Here is a 25,838-nt window from a genome sequence, read left to right as displayed (position 1 = left end):
GTCGTCCGGCTGGGTTCCCAGGGTCTTCTTCCGATCCTGTCGTAACAGGTGGCAATGGCTCCACGCAGCACCTGCCGATAGGTTATCAGAGACAGAAAGTCAAGGGTTTGCACGAAAGAAGGAACGAAAGTACCGAGTTTTTTAAAAGTTCTTCCCAAATCGGGAAAATACTGTCAAACTACTTCATGCATCGGAGTAGACCCGACAGTTGAAACATCGCATCTAGTGGGAACCCTGTGAATTTACACTGCCACAACATTCCATACTGGAAGTGGTTTAACCAACCTCATTAAGTGTGATTAGCAGGCTCCGTGCGTAACACCATCAAACTAATTCTAAGGAAAGCCACATGGATTTTAAACGCTTTGCCGCATTAGTTGGCGCAACCATCTTCGCATTAACACTTTCTGCTCCCATCGCTGGAGCCAACGAAACACCAATACAAGAACCATCCCCAATCGAAACGCAGTCCATCGAACAGCTTCAGAAAAATCCTGATGTCACTTTGGTGGAAATACCGGATGTCGAAGAGTCCGAAACCGGAGGATTCAGTACTCAAGCAAACCCGAACAAATCGTCGGGACCCGGAAACACGCCGGTAGGAACGTGTTACATCGCAGTTTGGCACCCAAGTCGAAATCCTTCCACTCCCTGGGTGGGAATTCAGGGGCAAAGGGCAGGTTGCAAGCATGTCAATAATTTCACTCTTACCCTTCGTAAAGAGCGCGCAATTGGCAGTAAGACCCTTGCCTCCAAAGGTGCATTGGGAAATACAACTATTCGCACGTCAGCGCAATGCGACGGCCGTGGAAAGTATTTCGGAACCGTGTCAACACCAAATAAGACCTACGTCGAAAGCGACAGAATCACCCTCTGCTAAAACTACTGGCCTTGGCCAGAATAGCGAAAACAAACGTCTGACGAAACTAGTCCCCCAGGAATTTACTTGAAGATCAATGTACAAACTCGGCGAAAAGAACTCCTTCTTTTACTCATCACGGTGTCTATTACGATCATCGGATTTGTGAGTGTCGAGTTTGCAGCTGGGGAGCCTGATAACTTCACGGTAGGAACATCAATGTTGCGGATACCCGCAATGTTCGCAGCCTTGCTGCTCCTAACTCATGCCGCCCTATGCATCCTCACTCCGCGTGCTGACCAGCTCATTTTCCCCACGGTGGCGTTTCTCAATGGACTGGGGTTAGTCGTCATCCACCGACTCGATCTGTCTTTGGGACGAGAGCTCGCAGAACGACAGATCATCTGGACCGCGCTCGGATTGATCGTGTGCGTGGCAACCCTCGTGGTGCTGCGAGACTATCGTATTCTTACCCGTTTTTCTTACCTTCTTGGCGCGTTGGGCCTTGTCCTGTTGGCGGTACCTTTAGTTTCTCCACAGCCAGTTGAATCGGACGCGCGAATCTGGCTGATGATCGGACCGTTCTCAATCCAGCCAGGTGAAATTGCCAAGGTACTACTAATAGCCTTCTTTGCCATGCTCATTAGCCAGAAACGCGCGCTGTTCTCCGTCGCCGAGCATCGCTTTTTAGGAATTGGTTTTCCTCGGCTACGGGACCTTGCGCCGATCACTGTCATCGGCGCAATCGCACTGGTCATCATGGCGTTAACCAATGACTTTGGACCAGCTTTATTGTTGTTTCTCACCGTCTTCGGAATGGTTTATGTGGCTACTTCACGTACATCGTGGCTGCTCATCGGCACGGTTATTTTGCTGGCTGGCGGTACGGCACTTGCTCAATTCTCGAGCAAAATCCAGCAAAGAATCTCCAATATGCGCGACCCTTTAGCTGATTTCTATAACGCAGGAAACCAGCTCTCTGAATCGCTCTTCGGACTTTCTACCGGTGGCATCACGGGCTCAGGACTTGGTCAAGGTTATCCGCACACAATTCCACTGGCATTCTCTGATTTCATCTTGGCGGCAATCGGCGAAGAACTCGGACTCATCGGTCTCGCTGGTGTGCTGATTGTGTTCGCACTATTGCAATGCCGCATATTTGTCACTGCACTTTATACCCGCGAAAGCTACGGCAAACTGCTCGTCACTGGGTTTGGAATCATCCTCATGGTGCAAGTCTTTGTCGTAACGGGCGGTATTTCAGGGCTCATCCCGATGACTGGTCTCACCACGCCCTTCATGTCAGCAGGCGGCTCCTCACTCCTAGCCAATTACCTGATTATCGCGCTCGTACTCCGGGTATCACATAACTCCAACCAAGCTGAAAACGCACATCCTAAAACCACTGCTGCCACGCCAGGTTCACTGACATGACGACTACTAGGATGAGCAGCGCGTAGCGAACCAGTTTGGTGCCGCCGCCGAGCACGGTGCGGGCGCCGAGCTGGGCGCCGGCGATATTGGCGATCGCAAGTGCAATTCCTAGAGTCCACCAGACATGGCCGCCAATGATGAACGTGGCGAGCCCGCCGAGGTTGGTGGCGGTGTTGACTACCTTGGCCATGGCAGCGGACTTGATGAAGTTCTGCGAGAAGATGGCTGTAAAGCTCATGATGAGGAACATGCCGGTGCCGGGGCCGAAGATGCCGTCATAGAAACCGATGCTAGCAACAGCAGCAAGTGCGGCCCAGGTGCGCCAGCCGCCGCGCACGCCTTCCGAGGAACCAGTACCAAAAGTTGGCTTGAAGGCCACGAACATTCCCACGGCCAGCAGCAGCACAATGATCAGCGGGCGCATGAATTCTTCTTGCATCAGCGTAGCTGCGAGCGCGCCGATTGCGGAGGCAATGCCAGCGATGAGCGCCAGCTTTAAGGTTTCTTTCATCGGCGGGCGCACTGTGCGCATCAGCGTGAATGCAGCGGAGGCGGTGCCGGAGACCGCGGCGAGTTTGTTCGTGGCCAGCGCTGTTGCGGGCGCAACGCCCGGAATAACCGCCATGATCAGCGGAATAAGCACGAGTCCCCCGCCGCCGATAACGGCATCGACCCACCCGGCAATTGCGGCGCCGCCCAGCAAAAGCGCCCACTGCGCAAGCTCTAGTTCCATGGCATTGCTATAAACCGGTGATACCCTAGAGGGTCGTCAATAAAAAGAGCGCTGACTCCCCCAAAGGCAGGCACATGGATTTCCGCTGGTTAGTTGTGGTCCCGGCATCCGTAGTGCTGGGCTTATTGTTTGACTGGCTCAATGTGCCTGCCTCATGGATTTTGGCCGCGATTGTGTCCTCCGGTTCGGTGGCGTTGATTTCGCAGCGCGATATGCCCGTGAACAAGCATTTTTACAGTTTGTCACGCGGATTCATTGGCATTATGGCGGCGGTGCCGTTGACACTGTCATCGGCGGGCCAGCTGATTAAGTATGTGCCGATGGGCGTTGCGGTTGGTATCGCTTCGGTCGCGTTTTGTATGGTCGGCGGGCTGTTGCTGGCCAAGATGCAAAAGGGCGCGATTTCGCGTGAGACCGGCGTGCTGTCGCTGCTTCCTGGTGGGGCGTCGATGATGCCGCCGCTTGCCGATGAACTCGGCGCCAACTTCCGCTACGTCGCCCTCACGCAGTATTTGCGCTTGTTGTGTGTGTCCATCAGTCTTCCGCTGCTGGTGACGTTCATGCCGCACCCCGCGGGTGATTCAGATGCTTCGCTGGAGGCCAGCACTACTTGGTGGGTTATTCTGCTGGTCCTCGCCATCGCTGCTTTTGGCGAGCCGCTTGGTAAGAAACTGCACATGCCGGTGGCATCAGTTATGGGCCCGATTGTGATCACCGTTGTGGTGTCCTTCTTCCTTCCCGATGGCATCACCATGCAACCGCTGGAAATCTTCCGCATCCTCGCGTTTTTGTCCATCGGCTGGGTCTGCGGCGGCGGGCTGTCCATGCCGACGCTGCGCCACTTTGGCCGCCAGCTGCCCGCAACTTTTGGCCTGATTGCGCTCATCTTGGCTTCCTGCGCCACCCTCGCACTGCCAGTAATGGCGGTCTTTGACATCACCTACTTTGAGGCTTATTTGGCCACCAGCCCCGGCGCGCTGGAGACCGTATTGGCGTTGTCCTCTGAGGGCGGCGCAGGGCCCATCGTGGTCTCCTTGCAGATTATTCGCCTGATCCTGGTGCTCACCGTGGCGGCGTATCTGCCGCAGATCCTCAACTTCTTATTCCGAGGACGCCGAAAAGGCCGCGGAAAGGGTATTACTTCGGCGTAGGATTCAGGCTATGCCCACTTATGCTGTTTCTTCACGCCGCGGAGTCATCAATCCACAACAACGGGGTGATGTAGCGAAGCTACTCACCACGCTGCATTCGGAGATTGCGCTGGCCCCGCGCTATTTCGTGCAGGTACTGTTCCATGATCTCGATGAAGGCGCGCTGTTTCTCGCGGGCCAAGAAGCGCACGAGGGACACGTGTGGATTCACGCGGATATTCGTTCGGGGCGAACCTCCGAGCAAAAGACGCAGCTGTTAGCGGAAATCACGGCACAGACCGCGGCCCTCTTGCAGCTGACGCCGGAACACGTGTGGGTTTATATCAATGAAATCCCTGGTGAGCACATGACGGAATACGGAAAGCTCCTGCCAGAGCCAGGAGGCGAAGAAGGATGGTTCGCCTCCTTGCCGCAGGAGCTTCAAGACAAGCTAAAGGAACTTAAGTAGTTCTTAGTCCAGGATGGTTTCACGCAGGATAGACATTGGGATAGATCCCAAGGACAGTGCCTGGGAGTGGAACTCGCGCGCGGTCATGCCCTGGGCGACGGCATCTTCGCGGGTCTTGTGCCACAGGCGCTCACCAATCGCGTAGCTTGGCGCCTGGCCAGGCCAGCCCAGGTAGCGGTTGACTTCAAAGGCCAGGTTGGCGTCATCCATGGCGGTGTTCTCACGCATAAAGGACTTCATGTGTGCCTTGTCCCAGATACCGGAGCCATCAGGCATCTTCTTGCCCAGGTGCAGTCCGATATCAACAACCACGCGGGCAGCGCGCAGACGCTGCGAGTCCAGAAGACCCATGCGGTAGCCCGGGTCATCCATGTAGCCCAGTTCAGCCATGAGCGCCTCAGCATACAAAGCCCAGCCCTCGCCGTGGCCTGAATTCCAGCAGGCGTTGCGGCGCCAGGAGTTCAGGTTCGGCTCCATTAGCCCCAGACCAATCTGCAGATGGTGTCCCGGTGCGCCCTCGTGGTGCACCGTGGTCAGCTCCTGCCAGGTGTGGAAGACTTCCTGGCCAGCAGGAACAGACCACCACATGCGGCCTGGGCGGGAGAAATCCTCAGTCGGCTGGGTATAGAAAATACCGCCGGTGCCGGAAGGATCAATCTTGCACTCAATCTCTTGGATCTGCTCTGGGATATCAAAGTAGGTGCCGTTGAGGTCAGCAATCACCTTGTCGGCAACACCTTGCATCCACTCCACCAGCGCGTCTTTGCCGTGCAGCTGGTAGCGCTCATCAGCATTTAACTTGCGCACCGCAGTACGCAGGTTGGTGTCAGGGCCGTAAAGCGCCTTGGCAATGTCTTCTTGCTCAGCGTTGATTTCGTGCAGGCGGTTCAGACCCCACTCATAGGCCTCATCCAAGTCCACGGAGTCACCGACAAACAGCTTGGAAAAACGCGCATAGCGCTCCCGGCCCACAGCATCTTCGTTGGACGAGGATGGCTGCAGCTCAGCAGAAAGCCAGCCCGAGAATTCATCGAAAGCCGCCTTCGCGGCCTCAACCTCGGCGTTGTCCTGTTCTAGGCCCAGGCCATCGAGCATCGAGGTGGCATCGGCAAGCGCATTGCACTGGCCGATAACCTCATTGATCTGCCGGGTTGGTGGAACCATGCCCTGGTTGGCTGCCTCCACCAAAGACTCCTTATAGCCCTGCAAAGAAGCCTTCACCTTGGACAGGCGGGAACGGATAGCGTCCTTCTGCTCCGCCGTCTCATGCGGCATCAACAGCAAAGTATCGCGGATAGTCTGCACCGGAGACGCAATATTGTTCAGACTGCGAATGTCCTCACCATGGTGGTGCAGGTCGAGCTCCAGGCACAGGCGGTCACGCAGGACTTCTGCGGTGACGTAATCAACGTCATCAAAATCATCATCGTCATCAGACTCGTCCGTACTGTCATCCAGTGCGTCCAAGTCCGCGACCATTTCACGGGTACGGTCAGCAACAGCGGTGAAGTATTCAGGGGAGAAATCCTGAAGCTCACCTTCGTAGCCTTCAATGCCCCACTCGGTTGCGTCGGTAGGGGTCAGCTTCGCTAGGTCTGCAAGAAAATTATCGCAGGAGGCATCCAGCAAGGACGGCTCGCGAGCCATTTGGTGCTCAGAACTCATGAAAGCAAAGTCTATCTTTCAATAAAGCTGGTTGCACACCCAATCACGCGGCGCGCCGCACAACTTTAGGCCCATTTCGCGCCGATGGGGGTCCAACCTGCGAATTTATCCAAAATGGCTGCTGGGTCGGAAGATAACGCTATGGCATCAATGTAGCGGGTTTGCACAAAACCGCAGGCCGCCATCGACCGCAAGGTCTGCATGAATGGCTCCCAAAACCCGTCCACGTTGACCAGTCCGACTGGGCCGTTCACGTGCCCAAGCTGCTGCATGGTGAGCACTTCCACGACTTCTTCCAAGGTGCCCACGCCGCCGGGCAGGCACACGAAGGCATCGGCAAGTTCTTCCATGCGGGTCTTGCGCTGCGCCATGGTGTCCACAACTTCCAGGTGAGTCAGCCCCGTGTGCGCCATTTCCCTATTAATCAATTGCCGTGGAATCACGCCGACTACTTCCCCGCCAGCGTCCAGCGCGGCATCGGCAACCGTGCCCATCAGGCCAACATTGCCGCCGCCATACACAACGCGCAGCCCCCGGCGCGCGAGCTCTGCGCCCGTACCCTGCGCAACCTGTGCAAAGCGCGGTGAATTACCCAGCGAGGATCCACAATAAATAGCGACTGATTTCATACGTTTCAGCATATAAGCTTGGGCGCATGGATACCGTGGCTCAAGCACGTGAGATCATTCATGACGCCTCCCACGTGCACTTTTTCACTGGCGCTGGCATGTCTGCTGATTCCGGGCTGGATACGTTCCGGGATGCGCGGACGGGTTTGTGGGAGAAGGTCAACCCGCAGGATATGGCTTCGGTTGAGGCGTGGCAGCGCGATCCGGAGCCGATGTGGGCGTGGTATTTGTGGCGCGCACGGCTTGCACGGCGGGCGGTGCCACATGCTGGGCACGAAGCCATCGCAAAGCATTCCGGCAAGGTGACGGTGACGACGCAAAATATTGATGATTTACATGAGCGCGCCGGCAGCGGAGAGGTTGCTCATTTACACGGTTCGCTTTTTGCTTTTCGATGCTCCTCCTGCCACACCCCCTACTCCCGCGAGATTGAGCTTCCGGAGTCTCCGACACCGCGGCTTGCGCCACCGGAATGTGAGAAGTGTTCGGGACTGATTCGTCCGGGCGTGGTGTGGTTCGGGGAATCTTTGCCGCAAGATCAGTGGGAGAAGGCGGAAGAATATATGTCGGCTGCGGATGCGGTTGTCATCGTTGGAACGTCGGGTTCAGTGTGGCCGGCGGCGGGGTTACCTACGATTGCACACCGGGCAAAGATCCCCATTATTGAGGTATCTCCACAGCGCACCGATCTGAGTGATTTGGCGACGGTGCATATTACAAACAAAGCTGTATATTCCCTGCCAGAGATTCTATTTCCCTAAAGAAACCAGCGGTTTTATAGCAATTCTGAACCTCTCTGTCTACTTGACTTTTGTCAGGTGTTCATCCTGTTGAATGGGTAAAAATTGAATTTCTGTAGACAGCTCGGTCGGGGGTATTAGACAATGCGGTCTAGGCAGGTTAGTATGTCTTCATGATTAAGCCCGGCCCAGTATTTACACCTCCACAAACCCCTGCTGCGCGTTGCTTGCATTTGGTGCGACTCAATCCCATCATTACGCGCAGTGAACTTGTGGAGGCCACCGGGCTGTCCCAACCCACTATCACCAGAGCCACCGCCGCGCTACTAGAGGCTGGTCTGGTGCAGGAGCGCACTGACTTAACGCGCACCCGTGGGCGCGGTCGTCCGACGGTTCCTTTGGAAGTCGCGGACAGCAATTGGATGTTGGCGGGTATTGCCATTGGCACCTCGCAGACGCACATCGCGCTGTTTGACACCACGGGCCGCACCTTGCGCGAAGATGACATCTCCACCCCTGTCGCGCACCTGAGCGAGTTCGATTTCATTGAGCACATCATGGCTGGTGTTAACCGTCTGACCACGGGTACCGCCCGCACCTTGGTTTCTGTTGGTGTCACCACTTCTGGCGCTGTGGATGAAGACGGCTTGGTGTGGGCGTCCAACTTGGGCTGGGAAGGAGTCGATATTGCCGCCCACCTGCGTTACCAGTTCAACGTTCCAGTTGTGGTGTCTTCGGCTATTCCTGCCATCTTGGGCTCGGAGACCCAAAGCGCTGACCTGGATAAGACCGGAAACGTGCTGGTTTTGTTCGCCGATGACTCCACAGGCGCGGCATTATCCACCGAGGACGGCGTGACCCAGCTGGTTCCGCTGCCAACCATTTCTTCGAAGCTGCTCAACCTGCAGGATGCTTCTTCGGAGGACAACGTTGCCACCCAGGCAGTGCTGGGCGCTTTGGCGGTCAATGATGTTCACGCCAGCAGCCTTGCGGAGGCAGCAAACCTGGCGGAGAACAATGCCACGGCGCGCGAAATCTTGGACGAGCGTGCACGGTTGCTCGGCTCCATCGCCGCCGACCTGGTCATCGCGCATAACCCGGTCACCGTTGTCTTGGCGGGTTCTGCGTTTATTGATGACCCGAACGCTGCGCAGATCTTTGCTGCATCTGTTCGCCAGCTCATCGCTGAGCGTCGTGCCGAGCACAGCGCCGAGGGTCAATACGCAAGCGATGATGCTGCATCTAACTTGGCGGATTCCGTTTATGCCGATGAAAATGCGGAGGACTCCTCACGCAATGACGGCGTGCATGAGCTGCAGCTGCGCTTGATTCCAACCCACCGCGAAATTGTGCGAGCCATCGCCCGCGCTGCGGCTCTCGATCCGCTGCTGCGTGTTCCGCTGACCCTGCAGCCCAATGGCTCCCCGCTGGAATCGGCGGCACCGCGCCGCCGCGCATCACTGCGCAGTTGAAGAGAACTTCACCGGGTAGCCAGCTAGCCCCTTAAGGTTTGAGATTGTCCAGCACCGCGAGTACTTGCTGCGGTGACTGGTAAACGTACGCCTGCAGGCCGGCGGCCTTGGCGGCCTCGACGAATTCTTCGTTGGGGTCAAAAATGACGGTGTCTTTGGGCGCTGCGCCGAGGGCTTCCGCGGCGACATCGAAAGCCTCTGCGTACGGCTTGCACACACCGATATCGCAGCTGAAAATAACCGCCGCGAATTCATCGAGCCATTCAAACCGCTCCCGTACCATCTGCGCCAGCCCTGGGGAGATGTTGGCGAAGACACCGGTGACATAGCCGGCATCAATAACAGCCATGGCCATATCCAGGCCTTCGGAGTTGAGCTCGAATGTAGAATCCAGCGCGCGGGCGATTTCCGGAATTTCACCATTGTTCACCCCGGAGCGCAGCGCGAGCTGCTGCCACCAGCGCTCATCACTGATTTTTCCGGCCTCTAATTCGGGCCGCAGCTCCAGATAAGCCTGGTGGAATTGTCGAGCAGCGTCAGCATTAACCACATCAGTAAGCTGCGCCAGAGAGTCCTCTACTCCCCTCGTGAGAAAGACCCCATAGAGGTCAAACAACACTCTCGTACTCATGTTTAGATTCTAACCAGTCCTTAACACTGCAACACTGCACATTTACTCCGGCCTAGTTTAATGATTTGTCACAAAATCTGTGGCGAGTTGTTCGGACAAGGCAATTCGCATGTGAGAGAAAACGAAGCTGACCGCGCAGAATGTCATCTACGCGGTCAGCTGAAATATCTGGTTTCAAAACCCGGCGGAGGCCTGACTATCTGCTTCCGACCATCTGGTTGCTACTTGTTGTTGTAGTAACCGCGGAACCGGAACCGGGCCGAAGATATCTGAAGGGACCATCAAACCTGGCATAAGGGCTGACCATCAAGACAGCGCCTACACCGACGGCTGTGCCAGCCATGAACACTGGAATGCTTATACCAGGCAGCGTGCCGAAGGGAGTGAAAATAGAAAATGCCAGGGAGGTCACCACCAGTGTTCCGCTGAGCCCAAACAGGGCCCTCGATATTGCACTGGACCTCATAAACCAGCTAGCCAGCAACATGAAGATTGCGGCGAGTGGGGAGAGCATAAGTGCGAAAGCAAAAAGAAAAGTCCCTAAAGCTACGTGTGTGGCCATGAGGGTGATTCCACACATCATGGCAAATCCTAAACTTATAAGAAATGCACAAAACGCGAACTTTTGCTTTGGTGACATAGCAAGTATTCTCCCACCATTCATTTGAAAAATGAAAGAAGAATCCCAGATCTATACCGAGATGTTATTTCTACAGTGGCCTACTTCTCACAGAAGTGGCCTCACACCTCGGCATAGGCTGTTGGCATTAAAGGCCAACAGCGGCGACTAGGCGTCGATTGCAGGCTGGCGGGAAGACAGGGCGCGGTCGATGCGCAGCAGGCCAGAGCCGTCGTTGCCAACCAGCTTGACCTGGTCGATGATTTCGGAAACTGTGTCCTCTTCCTCAATCTGCTCGTTCATGAACCAGTTCAGGATGGAACGGGAGTCCAGGTCCTTAACCTCATCAGCGATGCGGACGATCTCGCGAATGTCCTCGGAGACCTTCTGCTCGTGAGCGTATGCAGCCTCGAAAGCGTCCAATGGGGTTGGAGCCTTGATTGCTGGCATGGTGATGTCACCGAGCTCAACGCGGTAGCCGCGTGCAAGCAGGTGCTCTGCAAACTTCTGAGCGTGCTCACGCTCTTCTTCAGCCTGAGCCATGAACCAGTCACGCATACCTGGGAAGGACAAGTCATCCATTTCGTAGCCCAGCTGGGTGTAGATCATTGCAGCCTGGTGCTCATTGGTGACCTGGTTGTTAATTGCGGTTACGAGCTTCTCATCCATGATTATTCCTCTTCCTTCGTACTTCTTCTTCAACTTCAATTTCTGAAATTCGAGTGTTGCAGGCACTTTTTGTGCGCCTACCGCGCAGCCATCATGCTCTCAACTTATTCGAACATTTCGTGCGCTGCGTTCGTGTTCCAAGGTTAAACGGATTGCAGTTAGTGCGCCACGTAGGTAAGCCCACCCAAAATATGGAAACCCTAAGGTTACTAACTCATAATCCCTGCGCATCAAACGTTTTCAAACACGCGAATTTAATAGGATTTACTTTACAACGATTTCACCAAACTATTAGTCCCCCCTTTCCGGGGTTAAAAAATGGCCCGCAGTGTCACCAGTTGGTCGGCTACGGGCCATCTATTGAATTGAATTTTTCACGTTTCACACGTGCATCGACAAGCTACTCTGCCGCTTCCACGTTGTAGTTCTTGCCCAGGTCTGCAAAGACACCGGAGTTGAAGCGGAAAGCCGCCTGCGCCTCGGTCAACAGAAGCTCACGCTGCTGCTCATTCAGCTCCAACTCATCCAGCGCCTCCCGGTAATCGTTGCGGTATGGAGGAATCTTACCGATTGCGGTGAAGTCGTAGAAGTTCAAAGACTCCGAGTCAATGCCGTAGTAAGTGCCCAGACGCGCCGCGATAACCTGACCGCCGGAAACGTCACCGAGGTAGCGCACGTAGTGGTGCGCAATCACTGGAACAGGGTCACCGGTACCGGTGATCTCCTCCAGACGGGAGACGTACTTCATGGTTGCAGGAAGAATACGAATCTTATCGCGCCAGTTAGCGCCGTACATTCCAGCCAGGTCAGCTTCCAACGCAGCCTGACGCTCCAGGCGACGGTCGACGATGGACGCTGCCAGTGGAACATCTGCAATTCCGCGCACTGCGCGCTCGAGCGCTTCATAAACAAACCACAGCTGGCCGGTAAATTCCGCAACTGCGTCGATGCTGAGCTTTCCGCTCAGCAGCTGCTCCATAAAGTCCGAACCCTCGGCATCATCGTGCGCCGTGGCGGTAGCCTCTCGAAGCGCTTTTGAAAGTGGCTGGGAAGTAGCTACTGTCATGGCAAATTCTCCTTTGTGTTGCCCCGAGTGCTCGAGACAGCCGTCATCATAAGTGCCCTAACCATAAGGTTAGGGTTACCTAAAACGCAACGGGGGTTCAGGGATTTCATCCGAAAGTAGCACCCTCTTGGGTAACAACCATTAGGTTGACTGCGATTCCACCGCTGTTCGCAGGCTTTTTAACGGAAGGGAACTTCCCCAATTGTGCGGCGTAACTTGCGGGTATGCAGCCGCTGCGGATTGTCCGCTAATTGCTCGACGGTGCGCACCGCACACATCACGTGCGCCTCTTTAGAGTTCGAATAAAAAGCTTGGGCTTGGGCCGGCAATTTGGGCACAGCATGCAGCGGGAGGTCGGATACAGACAGCAAGGTGCCGTAGGGAACGCGGTAGCGGTAGCCGTTTGCCGCGATGGTGCAGGATTCCATGTCTACCGCTACGGCTGTCGATGCCCGCAGCCACTCCCACAGCTGCCTACTAGTACGCCACTCCCAGTTGCGATCATCGGTGGATAACACCGTGCCGGTACGCATGAGGGTTTTGTCTTTGCCATAGATTTCATCGACTGATAGTTCCAGCATGCGCTGGACTTCCGGAATCGCCGGGATCGGATTGCGTGATCCAACATGGCCGTCGAGCAGGTTGTCTTCGCGCTGGTACGCGTTGCCGAGGATCAAGTCCCCCATGCGCATGCGTCCGTCCATGCCGGCGCAGTGGCCAATCATGATCCAGGCTTCGGGGCGCAGCACCGCGAGACAGTCCGTGATTGTCTTCGCGTTGGATGGCCCGACGCCGATATTGAGCATCGTGATGCCATCACCTGCTGCGGTGACCAAGTCGAAGCGTGGCATTTGAAAACGTGAAGTCAAAGTCAGCTGTTCGTAGTCGACGTTGACGGCGTCATCGGAATGCAGCGTCTCCCCGTTGGGAAGAACCAGCGCGGTGTAGCGGGAGTCTTCTTGGGTGAGCTGGCTAAGGCCAAAGCGCACGAATTCTGTGGTGTGCATGGCGTAGTTGGTAAACAGAATGAACTTTTGCACCGTGTCCACTTCCACGCCCGTGTAGTGCTCAATTCGCGCACACGCGATGTCGAAGCGCTGCGGGCCGAAGTGAAACAGTGGCTTTTCCTCGCCATGGAAAGCGTCCCAATCACCATCAATGATTGCGTCATGGACTTCATCGAGAGTCGGGCGCGGGATGGCATCAGCGACATCGCCAGCCCGGCGCGCCTCAGAAACATCACCAACATTGCGGATGTATTCCGGCGGGATGCGTACCGATGACTGCCCGACATAGATGTCACAGGGATAGTTCTCAGTCAGCCGCGTGAGCTGCTCATGCAGATAGTCCCGAATGATGTATGGCTTGGACAGTGTCGCGCTGTAGCGTCCTGATTCATCGACGTATCCGAATGGTTGGGAACGATCAATCGGACGCCATTCGCGGACATCAACCACAATCTTGGGATAAACCACGTGCCGGTATGAGTCATAGTCACCGGTTTCCAGAGACTTTCGTGCCAGCTGACACGATGATTCATACAGCTCAACTAGTCGATCAATGGCTTCATCTACCGTGTGCGCATGCTGCAAATCACTCATAGGGGCAATCCTAGCTACCTCGCCCACCCCGCGCCCTGCGATACATTGGAGACAGTCTTCATTAAAGGAACTCACCATCGGGGGAAGGATTCAGCAATGGCAACAACAAGTGCATCAACGCCGCGGGAAGGCTCTGGAAAAGGCGGGCAATCAGTTCCACTGTTCTTCATTTCTTATGGGCTGCTACTGGCGGTGTGGGCCGCGGTGTCGTATCAGACCGTCAACATGGAGTGGGGCGGGATTATTCTCTTTGTCGGGGTCGCCATATTCGCAGTGCTGACAGCGCTTCACTCCTGGAATTTCAGAAAGTCTGTTTCTGGCAATGCGCGGGTGAGAAGGACTTATATCTATTGCCTGGTTTTCTTCCTCGTGACCTCGGTATTCACCGTGTGGTTTTGGGTCCGGCCGGCAGAACATGACACCAGCGCCTGGATGACCACGGTGGTGGCAATCATCCAGACGCTGCCGTTGTTTATTGCAGGTTGGCTTAATTCCGAATCAGGTAAAAAGCACAAATATTAAGATCTATTTGCCCAGAAATAGGCTGTGACCTATTTTCGCGACGTAGCCCTAGCCCTTGCCGGGCCGATAAACCACCACAGCAGTGGAATGGAAAGAAGCGCAATGGCCCAGTAGATGAGCCAGAAGGCTCCGGCTAGCCCGACTATTACAATTCCGATGCCGAGCAAGATGAGGGAGACAGCGCACGCAGTCCAGCTCTTCTTCCACAACTCCAATTGCTCTTGGTAGTTCCCCGCGCCGCTATGGATTTCCTCGCCGCCGTCGTCGAACCCGTTGTTGTGAAAGCGGTGCTGGAATTTCTTATCCATTGCGGTGATGACATCGTGGCCAAAAATGATGGAGAAGCCAACATAGAAGGCCGAAAGACCATGGAAGAATGATGAGTCTCGACCGCTGCTTAAATCACTGTAAGTCAGCGCTATCAGCACCAGGTCTACAACGGGTGTGAGAACCAGCAGGAAAATGCCAATCTTTTTCCACCCCAGTCCGTAGCGTAGAAATAGTCCTCCAAGCAGGAATACCCAGAAGAGAATCTCAGCGACAATGATTGCTACACCAATCATGGGCTCTTTCTTCCTCTCGCAGTCCAGTCCGTTGCAATTCGCCTCTAGACTAACGCACCACACTGCAGAACGCGCGCTAAGTACTCTGGAATTTGTGTCCGAGAATGTGCCAACCATCCGTATCTATCCAGACCACGGGCATCCCAGTTCCCTGTGGCCTTCGCCGGAACTAGTAATGGAGAAGACTCGGAATCCATATGTCCTCCCGCAAGAACTTGGTATCAATGACTCCGATAGCCAAAGAATTCTTCGGTGGACCAATGAGTTTCACAACAGATTTCGGGATTACGGCAAGACTTTTGATGATCGTCCAAGCTGGGCAGAATCATTTGATGTGTGGGCCTGGTACAGCGAAGGTTACGCAATAGTGAAACTACTCAACTCGCATTTTCCCGGTGTCCACGTCAAGCCAGGCTTTTCGCGTTATGTGTTTTCTACCAGTGAGATTCGCCAAAATGCTGGGTTAAGTCCAGTTCAACTACCGGGGCAAAATTTACCCGGGCACATTGATATCAACTCATTGCGTTAGCGGGGCCAAAACTCCATGTATTTTTTAAGGCATGGAACTTCGAGGAATTTTGCGAGAGCTCAACAACCCAAACAGTGTTATTCATGGTGTTGTGTCTACAGCGGCAGTCACAGGGCTAGCGCTGGTGGAACCGCGCAAGCTCACCACGGGTCGCCGGCTGGCTTACCGCAGTGCGATTGCTGGGCTAACCGCGTGGGTCATGCATGCGAGCCTTCGCCCAGTTAACGAAGATGACTTTGATATCGTCGGCCCGGTTGGGCGGGCCGCCATCACCACTGGTTCTGCCGGCGCAGTTTTCGGAATCGCGGAAGTCGGCGAGAAACTCGATGCCCGTTTGCATGACAGCATCAAACGCGCGGGCGTGCGCCATCCACGCCTGTGGATGGCAACCGGTGAAGGTGCTGTCTCTGCTGCCGCGTGGTGGCTAGGACGCCGTTTTGATAACGGCGGAATCAGCTTCGAAGACATCTTTAATGAAGCTTTTGAAGAAGCGATGGAAGAGGACGAGCGCGTCGCCCCGAACCGTACGCTGCATGAGGTTCCAGACAACCTGCGGGCAATCATAAGCGCAATGCTGGAGGCAACCGATGACTTCGGTGCACCGCAATTGCGTGAGCAACTCGCTGCCGCGAGCGTTTATCACTGGAACGGCGCCGAACCGGACTTCAACGCCGGGCAATTCCACGTGCCCAATCACATTCCACGGCTTGTACCCGGCAACTATCGCTTCCCGGTTATCGGCCGTTTCACGGCTCTGGGGGATCTCACTTTCACCATCCAATTCTTCGTTGATGACGGCTACCTGGGCAGCGTGCACATTGAAGACAGTGGTGATTGGACTCAAGAACAACTCGACCGTTGGGAAGAAATCTGTGAGGACGTACCTGAGCGTGACATCATCCCGTCCCCGGATGAAGTCGAGCTGCTCATTGAAACCAACTCCGGCTACCAACCGGTTGAGCGCTAGCACCCTAAGCCGCTAGACTCTTGCCCTGCACGCCTGCGTGTAGGGCATCTAGCCGGTCAAATCACCCTTAAGTCAGAGCAAAATTCAGGCTACGTTAGCGCGTGGTTGGGCTGGCCTAGACATAACGAAAGGCCCGCCAGCTGCGCACTGACGGACCTTTCTCCCCATGACTAATCTCCGACACAAAGCAGGGTGTGGAGCGCATCTCCTACATCGTGCCGCCCGTGATTAGGCAAGGCTTACTTTACATCACTGTGCGTGAACGTCAACCCCCAACATCAACCTTTTTATCGATAGAACTACCCCCGTTGCCATAAACGCAGGTAGAAGCAATAAAAATATTTCTAAAAATCTTTGAAAATAGTGTGCTTCGGCGTTGCGCGGCGAATATTTTGCTCTTTCACAAACACCGAAATGTGGTGAAGTCGATAGAATGACAGTGAGCATTACGAAAGGGAGGCCATCCTTTGCCAGCTCAAGATTCATTAGCCGAACTTCGTGCAGTAATCTCCGACCACCTCAAGAACTTCCTCTCCTCCAATGACGACTCCGAAGATGCGTCCACTAAGGAGTCCAAAGACGAGTCCGCGGATGTCGAGATAGCCCGGCCGACTGAGGAAACTGAGGCACGAGAGCTGCCGGGCGAGCCGGAAGTGAGTGGTCCACACGGGCCGTTTGCGCCGATTGAGAGCGCGCTGGCGGAGCTGCGGGAGTGGCGTAATAGCCCGCGGCGTTTAGGGGTGCCAAATACGGCGCCGGCGGTGTCATTGCATAATGAGGTGGCGTCGGAGATTGCTGCGCGGTTGCATGCGGATCCATCGAAAGCAGCAAGCTTTGATAACACGGGCGCTGATGAGGTATCGGAGGGTCCCAGCACCCGTGTTGGGGTGGCTAGTTCCGATGAAGGAATGGAGCATGCTGGCTCCGGCAGCCCGGTGAAGTCTTTGCCGTTGGGTGCGCGTTTGAAACCGCGCGGAATCTTTGAAGATGACTGGACGGCGAAGCTGACGCCGAAGCGCCCGTGGCCGGTGATTCTCATTCACGGAACGTGTGATTCCAAGGGTATTTGGCAGTTGCTCGGCGCAGACTTACGCCAGGATGGCTGGGCCGTGTTCGCGCCTGATTATGGCACCCGCGCAACAGGTTTGATTCCGGAGTCGGCGGCGCAGATTGATGCCTATATCCAAGCGGTCATGCACGCTACCGGCGCGGAGAAGGTCATCGTCATTGGCCATTCCCAAGGCGGGCTGGTGGCGCGGTATTGGATGCGCAAGCTGGGCGGTGCGCAGTACGTCAAGCACCTGGTGTGCATGGGAACCCCCAATCACGGCACGACACAGGGCGGAATCTTGTCCACGCTGGTGACTAATCGCCGGGCAGATAACGTGATGTCTTCTATCATTGACGCCTACTTCGGGCCCGCTGGTGCGCAGCAGATTGTGGGCAGTGAGATCCTCAATGAAGTCAACCGTGACGGTGACTTGGATGAGGGCGTGATGTATACCAACATCGTCACGCGCTCTGATGCGGTGGTGGTACCGCCAGAATCCTGCTTCTTAGCACCGCACAAGGTGAAAACCGGCACGGTGCGCAATATCTACGTCCAAGACTTCGACCGCCGCGCAGTCGTCTTGCATCATGATTTGCCGGTGGATAAACGCGTACGCGTCATCGCCCGGACTATTCTGCGCCAGATTGGCCCCATGCTGGGATCACATTAAGACAGATCCAAAGCGTCTAAGAGTTCATCAAAAGCAGGGCCAACTTGGGTGCGCCACAAGGTAGTAGCGCGGGTATCGGCGCAGCCCGGGCCACCGTTGATAATGGCCACTGGTTTATCTTGTTTGCGGGCTTCCAACACGAATCTCATTCCGCTCATCACTGCCAGCGAGGAACCGGCGACAAGAAGGGACGCGGCGGCATCGAGAAGCTTATATGCATGCTCTTTGCGCGCGGTGGGAACGGACTCCCCGAAGTAGACCACATCGGGTTTCAGCAGCTTGGACCCACAGCGAATGCAGCCAACCATGCGAAAGCGAGCGACCGCCGCATCATCAAGGGTGACATCACCATCCGGATTGACCATATCGGCGCTGACCAGCAGCGAATCCAGGTAACCGGGGTTGAGTTCATCCAGGCGAATATCAAAGGCCCGGCGGTCTTCCACCTGCCCACATTCCAGGCACATCACGGATTCCATATCGCCGTGCAGCGGCACCAAAGACTGCGTTCCGGCTAGTTTGTGCAGGCCATCCACATTTTGCGTAATCACGCCGTTGATGAGCCCGGCGCGCTCAAATTCCACCAGCGCATGGTGGGTGCGGTTGGGCTGCGCTTGGTTCATCACCCGCCAGCCCACAAAGCTACGCGCCCAATAGCGGTGTGAGGCGGCCGCGTCATAGCGAAACTCTTGATAAGTCATCGGCCGATGCCGTGACAAAGAACCTTGCGGCCCCCGGTAATCCGGGATGCCGGAGTCGGTGGACACACCCGCCCCGGTGAGCACGACGGCGGGCCCCAGACGCAATTGCTTGACGATGCCCCCTAAAGCCTTCTTCGGCGGCGTCGGCACAGCGGTATCACTGACCACCCGCGCAATCGAGCGCAATGCGGAGCGGTGAGCCAGTTCAACAGCTGCGTCATGGAAGGCCATGGGCATTAGTTTACTGCCGCCAGCTCTGCGCCAGAAAGCGACAGAAACCAATGGCTGTTAAGCAGGCACACCGCCAGCCATTATTATTATGCGAGCGCCGGTGCTTCCCAGAGATTGAGCTCGGTACCGATGCCCTTCTCCTTAGCGTTTTCATATACTTCCGTAGCCCATGCCACGTCTTCAACCGGCATACCACCGATGGAGAAACAGAAAATCTGCTCATTGTTTATACGCCCCGGGACCTTGCCATCAGCAATGTCACCAATATTGTGCAGGGCACCAGCAGGCAAGCTACCTTCTTTCATCATGTCCCACCGGTGCTGTTGCAAAGTTGGGCGGAGAGCAGCGAAGACTCAGTTTCTCATTCCCTGATGGCCGCTGCGTGTGGGCGTTGTTAGGCCGTCTCGAAGACCCGGTTGACGATCACCGCGTCCGGGTTCGGTTGCCCGTGAGGTCAAACATCGTGCCTTGCCCTTTCCGCAAGGAGTGCATCGCCTCCATCCCTTTCAACGTCCGATATGCAGATGTCTAAGTTCTTAAACGCGCCTTTCGGCCCGAGGATCCGCTTCAGCCGACCATGGTCGCCTTCCAGGATGTTGTTGAGGTATTTCACCTGCCGGTATTCCACTGTTAGCAGGCAGATTCCCTCTGACTTCAACTCGACGATTGCCCTGGCTAGAGACGGTGCTTTATCGGTGTTGATCACTCTGGGATACCCGGCTGACGCATTGGATCTGAGGGCCTTGGCCAGGAAACGCTTCGCTGCGGCCACGTTCTGCTTCGGAGAGAGGTAAAAGTCCAGGGTCTGGCCACCGGCGGTGATCGCCAGATCAGAGGTAGCACCACCTGCCGCCGACCCGGATATAGGTCTCATCCACCCGCCAGGAACTGGCCTGCCAGTCAGGTACCTGCCGGTACCACCGAGTGTGCTTGTCCAGCTCAGGGTCGTATTTCTGGACCCAGCGGTAGATCGTGGTGTGATCGACCGGCACGCCCCGCTGAAGTCATCATTTCCTCCAGATCGCGGTAGCTCACCCCGTAGCGGCAGTACCACCGCACTGCCCACAGAATGATGTCACGGGGAAATGACGACCGGAGAAGATACCCATGGCTGTGATAATTTCACGTCGCTCTTCCTACTGCCCCAACTTTGCAACAACACCGGGAGCAAGCCGACATCCCTCTCTGCAACAACCTCCTGTTAATCTTCACGCCGTTTGGTGTGGGCATACCAGGCCGCTGCCAGCAGCAGGATCGAGCTGCCCAGCCCAACGCCCGGCCAGATGCCGCGACCGCCGGTCAGCGGGAGTTCACCGGTGGCGATATTGGCGACGCGGATCAACCAGGGTTCATCCGCTGTCGGCTCCTCAATCGTTATCAAGCCAGAGTGGTCAGTCTCCGAGTTGAGGCTGATCTGCAGATCCCCCAGAATCTCCGGCTCAGGGTCGGCGGCGACGGTAAACCGCCACGGCTGTGGCATCAACTGCGCTCCGTTACCACTTCGGGTTTCCACCAGGAAGTAGGTACCAGGAACCAGCCGCGCGATAAAGCGCGAGCGATCGTCCGCGTACTCCGGATCCCACTGCATATCCTCAATTACTGCTTCACCACTGGGGCTTCCATCAGGCGACGCAGGATAAATGGCGAATGCTGCACCTTCCAGGGCCGTACCATCGGCGTTTTCCTTCTGGACGGCAACCTCGCCATCCTCCCGGAACAAGCTCTGGAACACCAGGGCCACGCCGCGGTCAATTTCATCGGCTTCCGGGGTGTTGCCCAGAATGATGCTCGGGTTCTCCTGATCCAGAATCACCCGGGTCAGCTCACCATTGTCTTCGCCGGAACCGCGGTACCCATAGTTCGGCTGCACGCGGAGCGCGTTTTCCTCGATACGTTCCGCCAACTCCGGGGAAGGCTCCTGGGGCATCACAGTACAGGTGGTGCCTGCCGGGGCAAGCTGACTCCACTGCTGATCCCGACCTAGCTCAAAGATTCCGTTCCGGTCGAAGGGTGCCGGCTGCCCCGGTAGGAGCCGCATTTCGCATTGGTAGTTGTAGCTGAAGGTGTCGCCCTCCTGGACCACCATCGCATCATCGTCTCCTTCCACGATATGTGTGATACCCATCTCGCGTTGTGGCACATAGAAAGCAAGGGAGAAAGAAACATGGGTGTCATTTACCGAGGTCAAGCTGACATCCTGAATGTTCAAGGCATCGGTCTGCAGGTGGCGGATGGTCTCTCCCTCGTCCGGGTCTTCTTCCCAGCGCGTCACGCTCGCGGTACGGACCAGATCCTCAAAGTCCTCAGGAATCCGCTCCTGGGCAGAAAGCCCGGTGAACGAACACACTGCGGAAGCAGGCAACCGCTGGCCGTTATCGCCCAAGGTTACTAGCTGTGGGTCCCCGCCGACGGGGGTCGGGGTGGTTCCACCATAAGTGGTATCCAGCACCGGGTCATAGCACTGCCACGTGATGTTCACCGGCGCATCGCTGTTAACCAGGTACGCGGATACGTCGCCGGGCCGCTGGGTGTCATAGGAACTGGACACATGCAGATCGGCACGAGCGCGCTCATATTTGTTGGTGATGTGCAGCGGGTAATCGGTATCCACGAATTCAGCAGTCATCACCCAGGTGGTGGACGCATGAGCCAGGGTCGGGTCGACGGGATCATCTGGCTCATCACCAAACCAAGCGGTAACTGCCGCGTCATAACCGGCAATCATGTTCTGCCGAATTTCGCATTCGAAACCCACCGGGATCGGGCGCGGGGGCACGGCGCTCTGCCCGTTGGGATTATCCGGGTCCGGGATCAGCTCAGTGGCTTCACCTTCTCCAGTCACCCGGAGCACACCGACGATCGTGGGGTCCGGCATGTTTCCGCCCTGCTCATAGCGGGGGTCGATGCAGCGGTAGGAATAGGTGAATTCCTCCGATCCCGCCAGCTCCGGGCCATCCACTGCCAGGTCGTTGTACACACGCAGCTGCACCTTGTCATAGACGTAGGTGTTCCAGATGATCAAAGTGCCCTGGAAATAAGGGTCTAACTCAGGAAGGTTCTGCCCGTTATCTGGCAGCAGTTCATCCACATTGGGAATGGTTCGATCGCGAATGGTCAGTAGCGCCGAAAAATTGTCCGCCTGGGGGGTGCAGTTGTCGGCGTCAGAACATGCCTGTTCCGGAGCGTCCCAACCCGTGGCATCAGGAGAAATCATCCACCGGGTGGATAGATCCGCATTCGGTTCCGCCGCCACCCCAGCGTCCTCGGTGACCAGGCATTCTGAGCCAACCGGAATTCCGGTGACCATCACAGCTGTCGCCGGGTCGAAACGACCGATACCACGCTCGACTCGGGGCTGCACCACCTGACCGCCCAAGATGCACTGGTAGTTCAGATCGAATTGGCGGTCCCCATCAATCGTCGCGACACCTTCGCCGTCCACCTTCTTCTTCAGGTTGAAGCCACCCAGCTTCACTGTGTAGGCGTGGGTAGCGTGCACCTTTTGCGGCGACAGGGTCTGGGTGAGGGTGTAACCCGCATCCGTGGTCGTGCCGGTGCCATCCCAGGTGGTCTCCGGTCCCGTTGCAGACACCAGTTCCTCGCCCCCCACGGTGAAGTTACATTCTGCCCCCACGGGCAGTTCCAGAGACCGCGGTTCACCGGAATCCAGCACGCGGGACGCAATGGCCACCTCAGAATCGTTACGGATACAGCTGTAGCTCATCAGATATCCCTGCTGTCCCAGCACCGCCTCCCGGATATCATCAGCTGAAGTTCCATCGGGGTAACGCAACTCAGTATTGAGGCTGATATCTGCGGGAATCATCACCGGTGAGTACCGGTGGGCGATATTCACCGTGGCGCTTTCTTCAGTAGTGGGGATATTCACCACCACTTCCACCAGACCGTTGTCGGTGGTACTGCTGGATTGCCCTTGCTCAGCCGGTGTCGTCCACGTCGTAGCACGTTCCACCGCTTGATTAGTGGTGGTGTTCAACGTGATGGTGCACTGTGTGCCCTCCTGGACCTCTACATACCGGGTCTCGCCGGAGACCAAGGTCCACGTTCCCATGGTGTCATCGGAGCACTGATAGTTATAGGTGTAGTTGTCAGGAACAAGCTGGGCAGCATCGGGAATAGCAGCGGTCAACCCCGAGGAGTGTTGCAGCACCAGTCTGGTAGTCGCGATATCAAAGTGAACCTCAAGTTCTACATCAGCCGTCTCCCCTGCGGTTACCTCAACCGAGCCGGGTGAGAAGGACAGGTGGGCTTCTGCTCCGATGGGTGCGACGTAATCCGAGCTGAATTGGCAGATCGTGCCTGCCGGGAAACTCTCCAGGCCAGCAGTTCCACCGTCCGTGATGGTTCCCTCCCATTCGGTGGGCGTCACTGCCCCGGGCTCCCAGCACTGCGCACTGACCGGGACCGCAGCCAGCAGCAGTTCTGCTCTAAACACCGGGTCATCGATCTCGGAGGCAACGTCGTGCCGCGAAGTCAGCTGCACGCTTCCCTCCTGTGCGCTCAACGTCAAAGGAACCTCGACCGTGGTGGTCTCGCTGCCACCGGAAACCACCACGGTCGATGGCGCCGCCTGGGTGACCTCCACACCCGGCACAGTGGTGCCGGACTCGGTGACTGTGCAGTCAGCACCCACCGGAACACCGGTGATCCTGGTGGTCAAACCCGGAGTCACCTGAATCCCCGTCTGAGAGAAAATCTCCTGCCCCTCGGCGACACACCGCACATTAAGCAGGTAGCTCAGATCCTGACCTCGGTCGGCAGCGTCGCCACCCAGGCTGACGTTGATGCCTAGGGCGCCGATCTGCCGTTCGTAACTGTTGCGGATTTCCAGGGTAAACTCCCCGGACTGTGGAATGCGGATGTAGTTGGACTGGCATTCCCTGATACCGGTACCGGCTTCCCGGTAGTCGAGGCAGGCATCAGATGCCCAGGTGGTGTTCAAGGTGAAGCCGTCGATGGACGGGGTGGAACCGTCCTCGGCGACTTCCTCGAAACCGCACTGCGTACCTACAGGCAGATCATCGATGATTGCGACGCCTGCTTCAGAGACGGTGGTGTACCCGGAAGTGACATCTGCCGGGTTGGTGCCCCCGCCTCCGAGTTCTGGGCGGTCATTGGGATTCGGGATATAGCGACAGAAGTAACGCACCGGGAACTGCCCCGGCACTTGGTTGGCAGGCACCGACTCCGCATCAAGGACTTTGTCGATCATCAGCGAACCAGTTTGCGCCACATAAGAGTTGTGGACTCCGATGGTGACCCCGTCCACGGAGGGATGTGAGTCCACCCGGAAAGAAAATTCCTGGGAGCTATCCCCGGAGGCCAACTTGGTGCCACCGGTCACGGTCCATTGGGTCTGCAGATCCTGCAGGATCGGATCGGCTGGTGGGAATACCTCCCACACGGTGCATTCCGCCCCTACGGGGATCCGCTGGGGAAACATCACGGACTGCTCGGCGAGCATGTTTGGAAATTCACCCGAAGCGATCTCCCGGCCTCTGGCCTTGCACTCATAACGGAAATCGAATTCGTATCCGCGTAATTGCTCCAGAAGTGCCTGCGGAGAGGCGCTGACCGTTTTGGCGAGGTGGACCGGGACCAGCTCCCGGTTGCTGAAAGTACAGGAAAGAGCGTCACTGGCCTGCAGGTTAACCCGAACACCGTTTTCTCCGATGGAGTCTGGGTTGACCTCGATATCAGGGACCCCGGGCCGAATGATGGTGCAGCGGGCAGGCTTCCCGTCGATGGGAACCAGCTCGTAGGATTCCTGCTGCCGCTCAGTCAGCGTGACGGATATCGATTCCCCAGATCGGAGACCGCGAATCTTCGTCAAGGCACTTCCCTGAGCCGAGGTGGTTAACTGGGCATTATCCAACCTCACTCCAGATGGGGGATTACCCAGTGCTACATCGAATTGCCAGCCCTGCCCCGGAGAAAGGACTTCTCCGTCGGCATCGACCAGCTCTTTATTGACCTGGACACATGCGGGGACGCCAAAGTTCACCATCTGACCGGGCACCGATCCGAGGCCGGTTCCTACTGCCCGCAGGACTTCCTGTGGATTAGTAGCCAATTGTTCGAGCATCCCTAAGACCGGGACGTTGATCTTGTCGGGGAGCCAGTTCAGACCAATCAGCGTTGTCCAGGTGGTGACTGTTCCATTCACGGCATTATTTCCCGCCGCAATGGGGATGACCCTGGTGCCTTCCTGCCTAAGCGCAGTGGCTGTTTCCACCGCATTCTCGATCTCAACGGTTTCAGTGGTATCGCCGAACAGCCACCGGTTGGAGCCGTTACGGTCATGGTTTGGTGCTCCGCCGGCGAAAAAATACACCGTTTCGAAATCAACGCTACTATCCAAGACTTGTCTCAAACCCTTATCCCAGTTCGCCCCGTCCGCTGAGCCCGTCGGCTTGGTTAACCCGGTGATTTTCGCGTGCAGCTGGTTCACTCCCGCTTGATCCCGAACAGATACCGGATCCAAGGAAGTATTACGACTGCCCTGCGCCGGAGCATCAGTGGCGTAGGTATAAACACCGATTTGATGAACCGAACCCCGCATCTGGGTGACAAAGTCTCGCGCTGCCTGCTTGGTTTGCTCTAGTGTGCCAGCAGAGACATGACTGGAAAGATCAAATACCAGGGCTATTGACGCACCACACGTGCCGATCTGCGCCGGGGCCTGCGGAGCAGAGGTCACCTGAGCATCTGCCTCAAATGGTTTCGGCGGCACCACTAACAAGGTCAGCAGCAGCACCACGATGGCGAAGATGCTGAACACGCGTTTGGCTGATGTTTGTAGTGCCGTCGGCATGGTGTCAGGGGAGATCACGGTCATTCCTTCTAAAAGTCAGGGTAGGAAAAGG

The 25,838-nt window shown here is 56.4% G+C and carries 21 protein-coding genes and 2 pseudogenes; 11 read left to right on the top strand and 12 right to left on the bottom strand.

Features of this window, described 5'->3' with window-relative positions; genetic code table 11:
• The first annotated feature begins 349 nt into the window (after positions 1-349).
• Both CCASEI_RS14935 and CCASEI_RS01060 read left to right on the top strand, forming a co-directional pair.
• A complete protein-coding gene (locus CCASEI_RS14935; RefSeq protein WP_006823822.1) occupies positions 350-880 on the top strand; it encodes a hypothetical protein in 531 nt (176 codons plus the stop codon).
• Positions 881-1,024: 144 nt separating this feature from the next.
• Positions 1,025-2,293, top strand: a complete 1,269-nt coding sequence (locus CCASEI_RS01060; RefSeq protein ID WP_006823823.1) for an FtsW/RodA/SpoVE family cell cycle protein — start codon at positions 1,025-1,027, stop codon at positions 2,291-2,293.
• Here the strand turns inward: CCASEI_RS01060 and CCASEI_RS01055 are convergent.
• The gene (locus CCASEI_RS01055) at positions 2,256-3,026 is read right to left on the bottom strand and encodes a TSUP family transporter (RefSeq protein ID WP_006823824.1); all 771 of its coding nucleotides are present in this window, start codon (positions 3,024-3,026) and stop codon (positions 2,256-2,258) included. The genes CCASEI_RS01060 and CCASEI_RS01055 overlap by 38 nt on opposite strands.
• A gap of 74 nt (positions 3,027-3,100) precedes the next feature.
• Between CCASEI_RS01055 and CCASEI_RS01050 the strand changes: the two genes are divergently transcribed.
• Together CCASEI_RS01050 and CCASEI_RS01045 are read left to right on the top strand one after the other, a co-directional pair.
• Positions 3,101-4,177, top strand: a complete 1,077-nt coding sequence (locus tag CCASEI_RS01050; RefSeq protein ID WP_006823825.1) for an AbrB family transcriptional regulator — start codon at positions 3,101-3,103, stop codon at positions 4,175-4,177.
• Between the two features lie 10 nt (positions 4,178-4,187).
• Complete coding sequence (locus tag CCASEI_RS01045) at positions 4,188-4,625, top strand: tautomerase family protein (RefSeq protein WP_006823826.1); 438 nt, start codon at positions 4,188-4,190, stop codon at positions 4,623-4,625.
• A gap of 3 nt (positions 4,626-4,628) precedes the next feature.
• Here the strand turns inward: CCASEI_RS01045 and CCASEI_RS01040 are convergent, their stop codons facing one another.
• Positions 4,629-6,290, bottom strand: coding sequence for a DUF885 domain-containing protein (locus tag CCASEI_RS01040; protein ID WP_025386900.1), 1,662 nt, complete (start codon positions 6,288-6,290; stop codon positions 4,629-4,631).
• A 65-nt stretch (positions 6,291-6,355) separates the two neighbouring features.
• Complete coding sequence (locus tag CCASEI_RS01035; protein WP_006823828.1) at positions 6,356-6,919, bottom strand: LOG family protein; 564 nt, start codon at positions 6,917-6,919, stop codon at positions 6,356-6,358.
• A gap of 26 nt (positions 6,920-6,945) precedes the next feature.
• Here CCASEI_RS01035 and CCASEI_RS01030 point away from each other — a divergent pair, with 26 nt between their 5' ends.
• Together CCASEI_RS01030 and CCASEI_RS01025 are read left to right on the top strand one after the other, a co-directional pair.
• Positions 6,946-7,680, top strand: coding sequence for an NAD-dependent deacylase (locus CCASEI_RS01030; RefSeq protein ID WP_006823829.1), 735 nt, complete (start codon positions 6,946-6,948; stop codon positions 7,678-7,680).
• Positions 7,681-7,832: 152 nt separating this feature from the next.
• Positions 7,833-9,131 (top strand): ROK family transcriptional regulator, encoded by a 1,299-nt coding sequence (locus tag CCASEI_RS01025; protein WP_006823830.1) that lies wholly within the window; start codon positions 7,833-7,835, stop codon positions 9,129-9,131.
• Between the two features lie 31 nt (positions 9,132-9,162).
• On the opposite strand, the gene CCASEI_RS01020 is transcribed toward CCASEI_RS01025, so the two are convergent.
• Positions 9,163-9,762, bottom strand: coding sequence for an HAD family hydrolase (locus tag CCASEI_RS01020; protein WP_006823831.1), 600 nt, complete (start codon positions 9,760-9,762; stop codon positions 9,163-9,165).
• A gap of 332 nt (positions 9,763-10,094) precedes the next feature.
• Here CCASEI_RS01020 and CCASEI_RS14930 point away from each other — a divergent pair, with 332 nt between their 5' ends.
• On the top strand, positions 10,095-10,430 hold the full coding sequence (locus tag CCASEI_RS14930) for a VHS/ENTH/ANTH domain-containing protein (RefSeq protein ID WP_155894807.1): 336 nt from the start codon (positions 10,095-10,097) through the stop codon (positions 10,428-10,430).
• A gap of 119 nt (positions 10,431-10,549) precedes the next feature.
• Here CCASEI_RS14930 and CCASEI_RS01010 read toward each other — a convergent pair whose 3' ends face one another.
• From CCASEI_RS01010 to amn, 3 genes are all read right to left on the bottom strand, one after another.
• Positions 10,550-11,050 (bottom strand): ferritin, encoded by a 501-nt coding sequence (locus CCASEI_RS01010; RefSeq protein WP_006823833.1) that lies wholly within the window; start codon positions 11,048-11,050, stop codon positions 10,550-10,552.
• 400 nt (positions 11,051-11,450) lie between these two features.
• The gene (locus CCASEI_RS01005) at positions 11,451-12,116 is read right to left on the bottom strand and encodes a biliverdin-producing heme oxygenase (protein WP_006823834.1); all 666 of its coding nucleotides are present in this window, start codon (positions 12,114-12,116) and stop codon (positions 11,451-11,453) included.
• A gap of 179 nt (positions 12,117-12,295) precedes the next feature.
• Positions 12,296-13,717 (bottom strand): AMP nucleosidase, encoded by a 1,422-nt coding sequence (gene amn, locus CCASEI_RS01000; RefSeq protein WP_006823835.1) that lies wholly within the window; start codon positions 13,715-13,717, stop codon positions 12,296-12,298.
• A gap of 96 nt (positions 13,718-13,813) precedes the next feature.
• On the opposite strand from amn, the gene CCASEI_RS00995 reads away from it, so the two are divergent.
• Complete coding sequence (locus CCASEI_RS00995) at positions 13,814-14,239, top strand: hypothetical protein (protein ID WP_006823836.1); 426 nt, start codon at positions 13,814-13,816, stop codon at positions 14,237-14,239.
• Positions 14,240-14,268: 29 nt separating this feature from the next.
• Here CCASEI_RS00995 and CCASEI_RS00990 read toward each other — a convergent pair whose 3' ends face one another.
• Positions 14,269-14,802 carry a hypothetical protein gene (locus tag CCASEI_RS00990; protein ID WP_006823837.1) on the bottom strand — a complete coding sequence of 178 codons (534 nt, stop codon included), beginning with the start codon at positions 14,800-14,802 and terminating at the stop codon, positions 14,269-14,271.
• A 94-nt stretch (positions 14,803-14,896) separates the two neighbouring features.
• Here CCASEI_RS00990 and CCASEI_RS14925 point away from each other — a divergent pair, with 94 nt between their 5' ends.
• From CCASEI_RS14925 to CCASEI_RS15265, 3 genes are all read left to right on the top strand, one after another.
• The gene (locus CCASEI_RS14925) at positions 14,897-15,331 is read left to right on the top strand and encodes a hypothetical protein (protein WP_006823838.1); all 435 of its coding nucleotides are present in this window, start codon (positions 14,897-14,899) and stop codon (positions 15,329-15,331) included.
• Positions 15,332-15,362: 31 nt separating this feature from the next.
• Entirely contained in the window at positions 15,363-16,298 is a 936-nt protein-coding gene (locus CCASEI_RS00985) for a hypothetical protein (protein ID WP_025386899.1), read from the top strand.
• Positions 16,299-16,765: 467 nt separating this feature from the next.
• The gene (locus tag CCASEI_RS15265) at positions 16,766-18,019 is read left to right on the top strand and encodes an esterase/lipase family protein (RefSeq protein WP_006823840.1); all 1,254 of its coding nucleotides are present in this window, start codon (positions 16,766-16,768) and stop codon (positions 18,017-18,019) included.
• Here CCASEI_RS15265 and CCASEI_RS00975 read toward each other — a convergent pair.
• The 4 genes and pseudogenes from CCASEI_RS00975 to CCASEI_RS00960 all read right to left on the bottom strand — a co-directional run bounded on the left by CCASEI_RS00975 (position 18,016) and on the right by CCASEI_RS00960 (position 25,804).
• On the bottom strand, positions 18,016-18,951 hold the full coding sequence (locus CCASEI_RS00975; protein WP_006823841.1) for a Sir2 family NAD-dependent protein deacetylase: 936 nt from the start codon (positions 18,949-18,951) through the stop codon (positions 18,016-18,018). The two genes, CCASEI_RS15265 and CCASEI_RS00975, sit on opposite strands and share 4 nt — an antisense overlap.
• Positions 18,952-19,037: 86 nt before the next feature.
• Positions 19,038-19,220: pseudogene (locus tag CCASEI_RS00970) on the bottom strand (tyramine oxidase subunit B); the annotation flags it as partial.
• Positions 19,221-19,345: 125 nt separating this feature from the next.
• Positions 19,346-20,060: pseudogene (locus tag CCASEI_RS00965) on the bottom strand (IS6 family transposase).
• Positions 20,061-20,152: 92 nt separating this feature from the next.
• Positions 20,153-25,804 (bottom strand): DUF5979 domain-containing protein, encoded by a 5,652-nt coding sequence (locus CCASEI_RS00960; protein WP_006823842.1) that lies wholly within the window; start codon positions 25,802-25,804, stop codon positions 20,153-20,155.
• Between the last annotated feature and the right edge of the window lie 34 nt (positions 25,805-25,838).

This window comes from Corynebacterium casei LMG S-19264 (assembly GCF_000550785.1).
Lineage (GTDB): Bacteria > Actinomycetota > Actinomycetes > Mycobacteriales > Mycobacteriaceae > Corynebacterium > Corynebacterium casei.
This window is presented reverse-complemented; position numbering and strand designations above follow the sequence as displayed.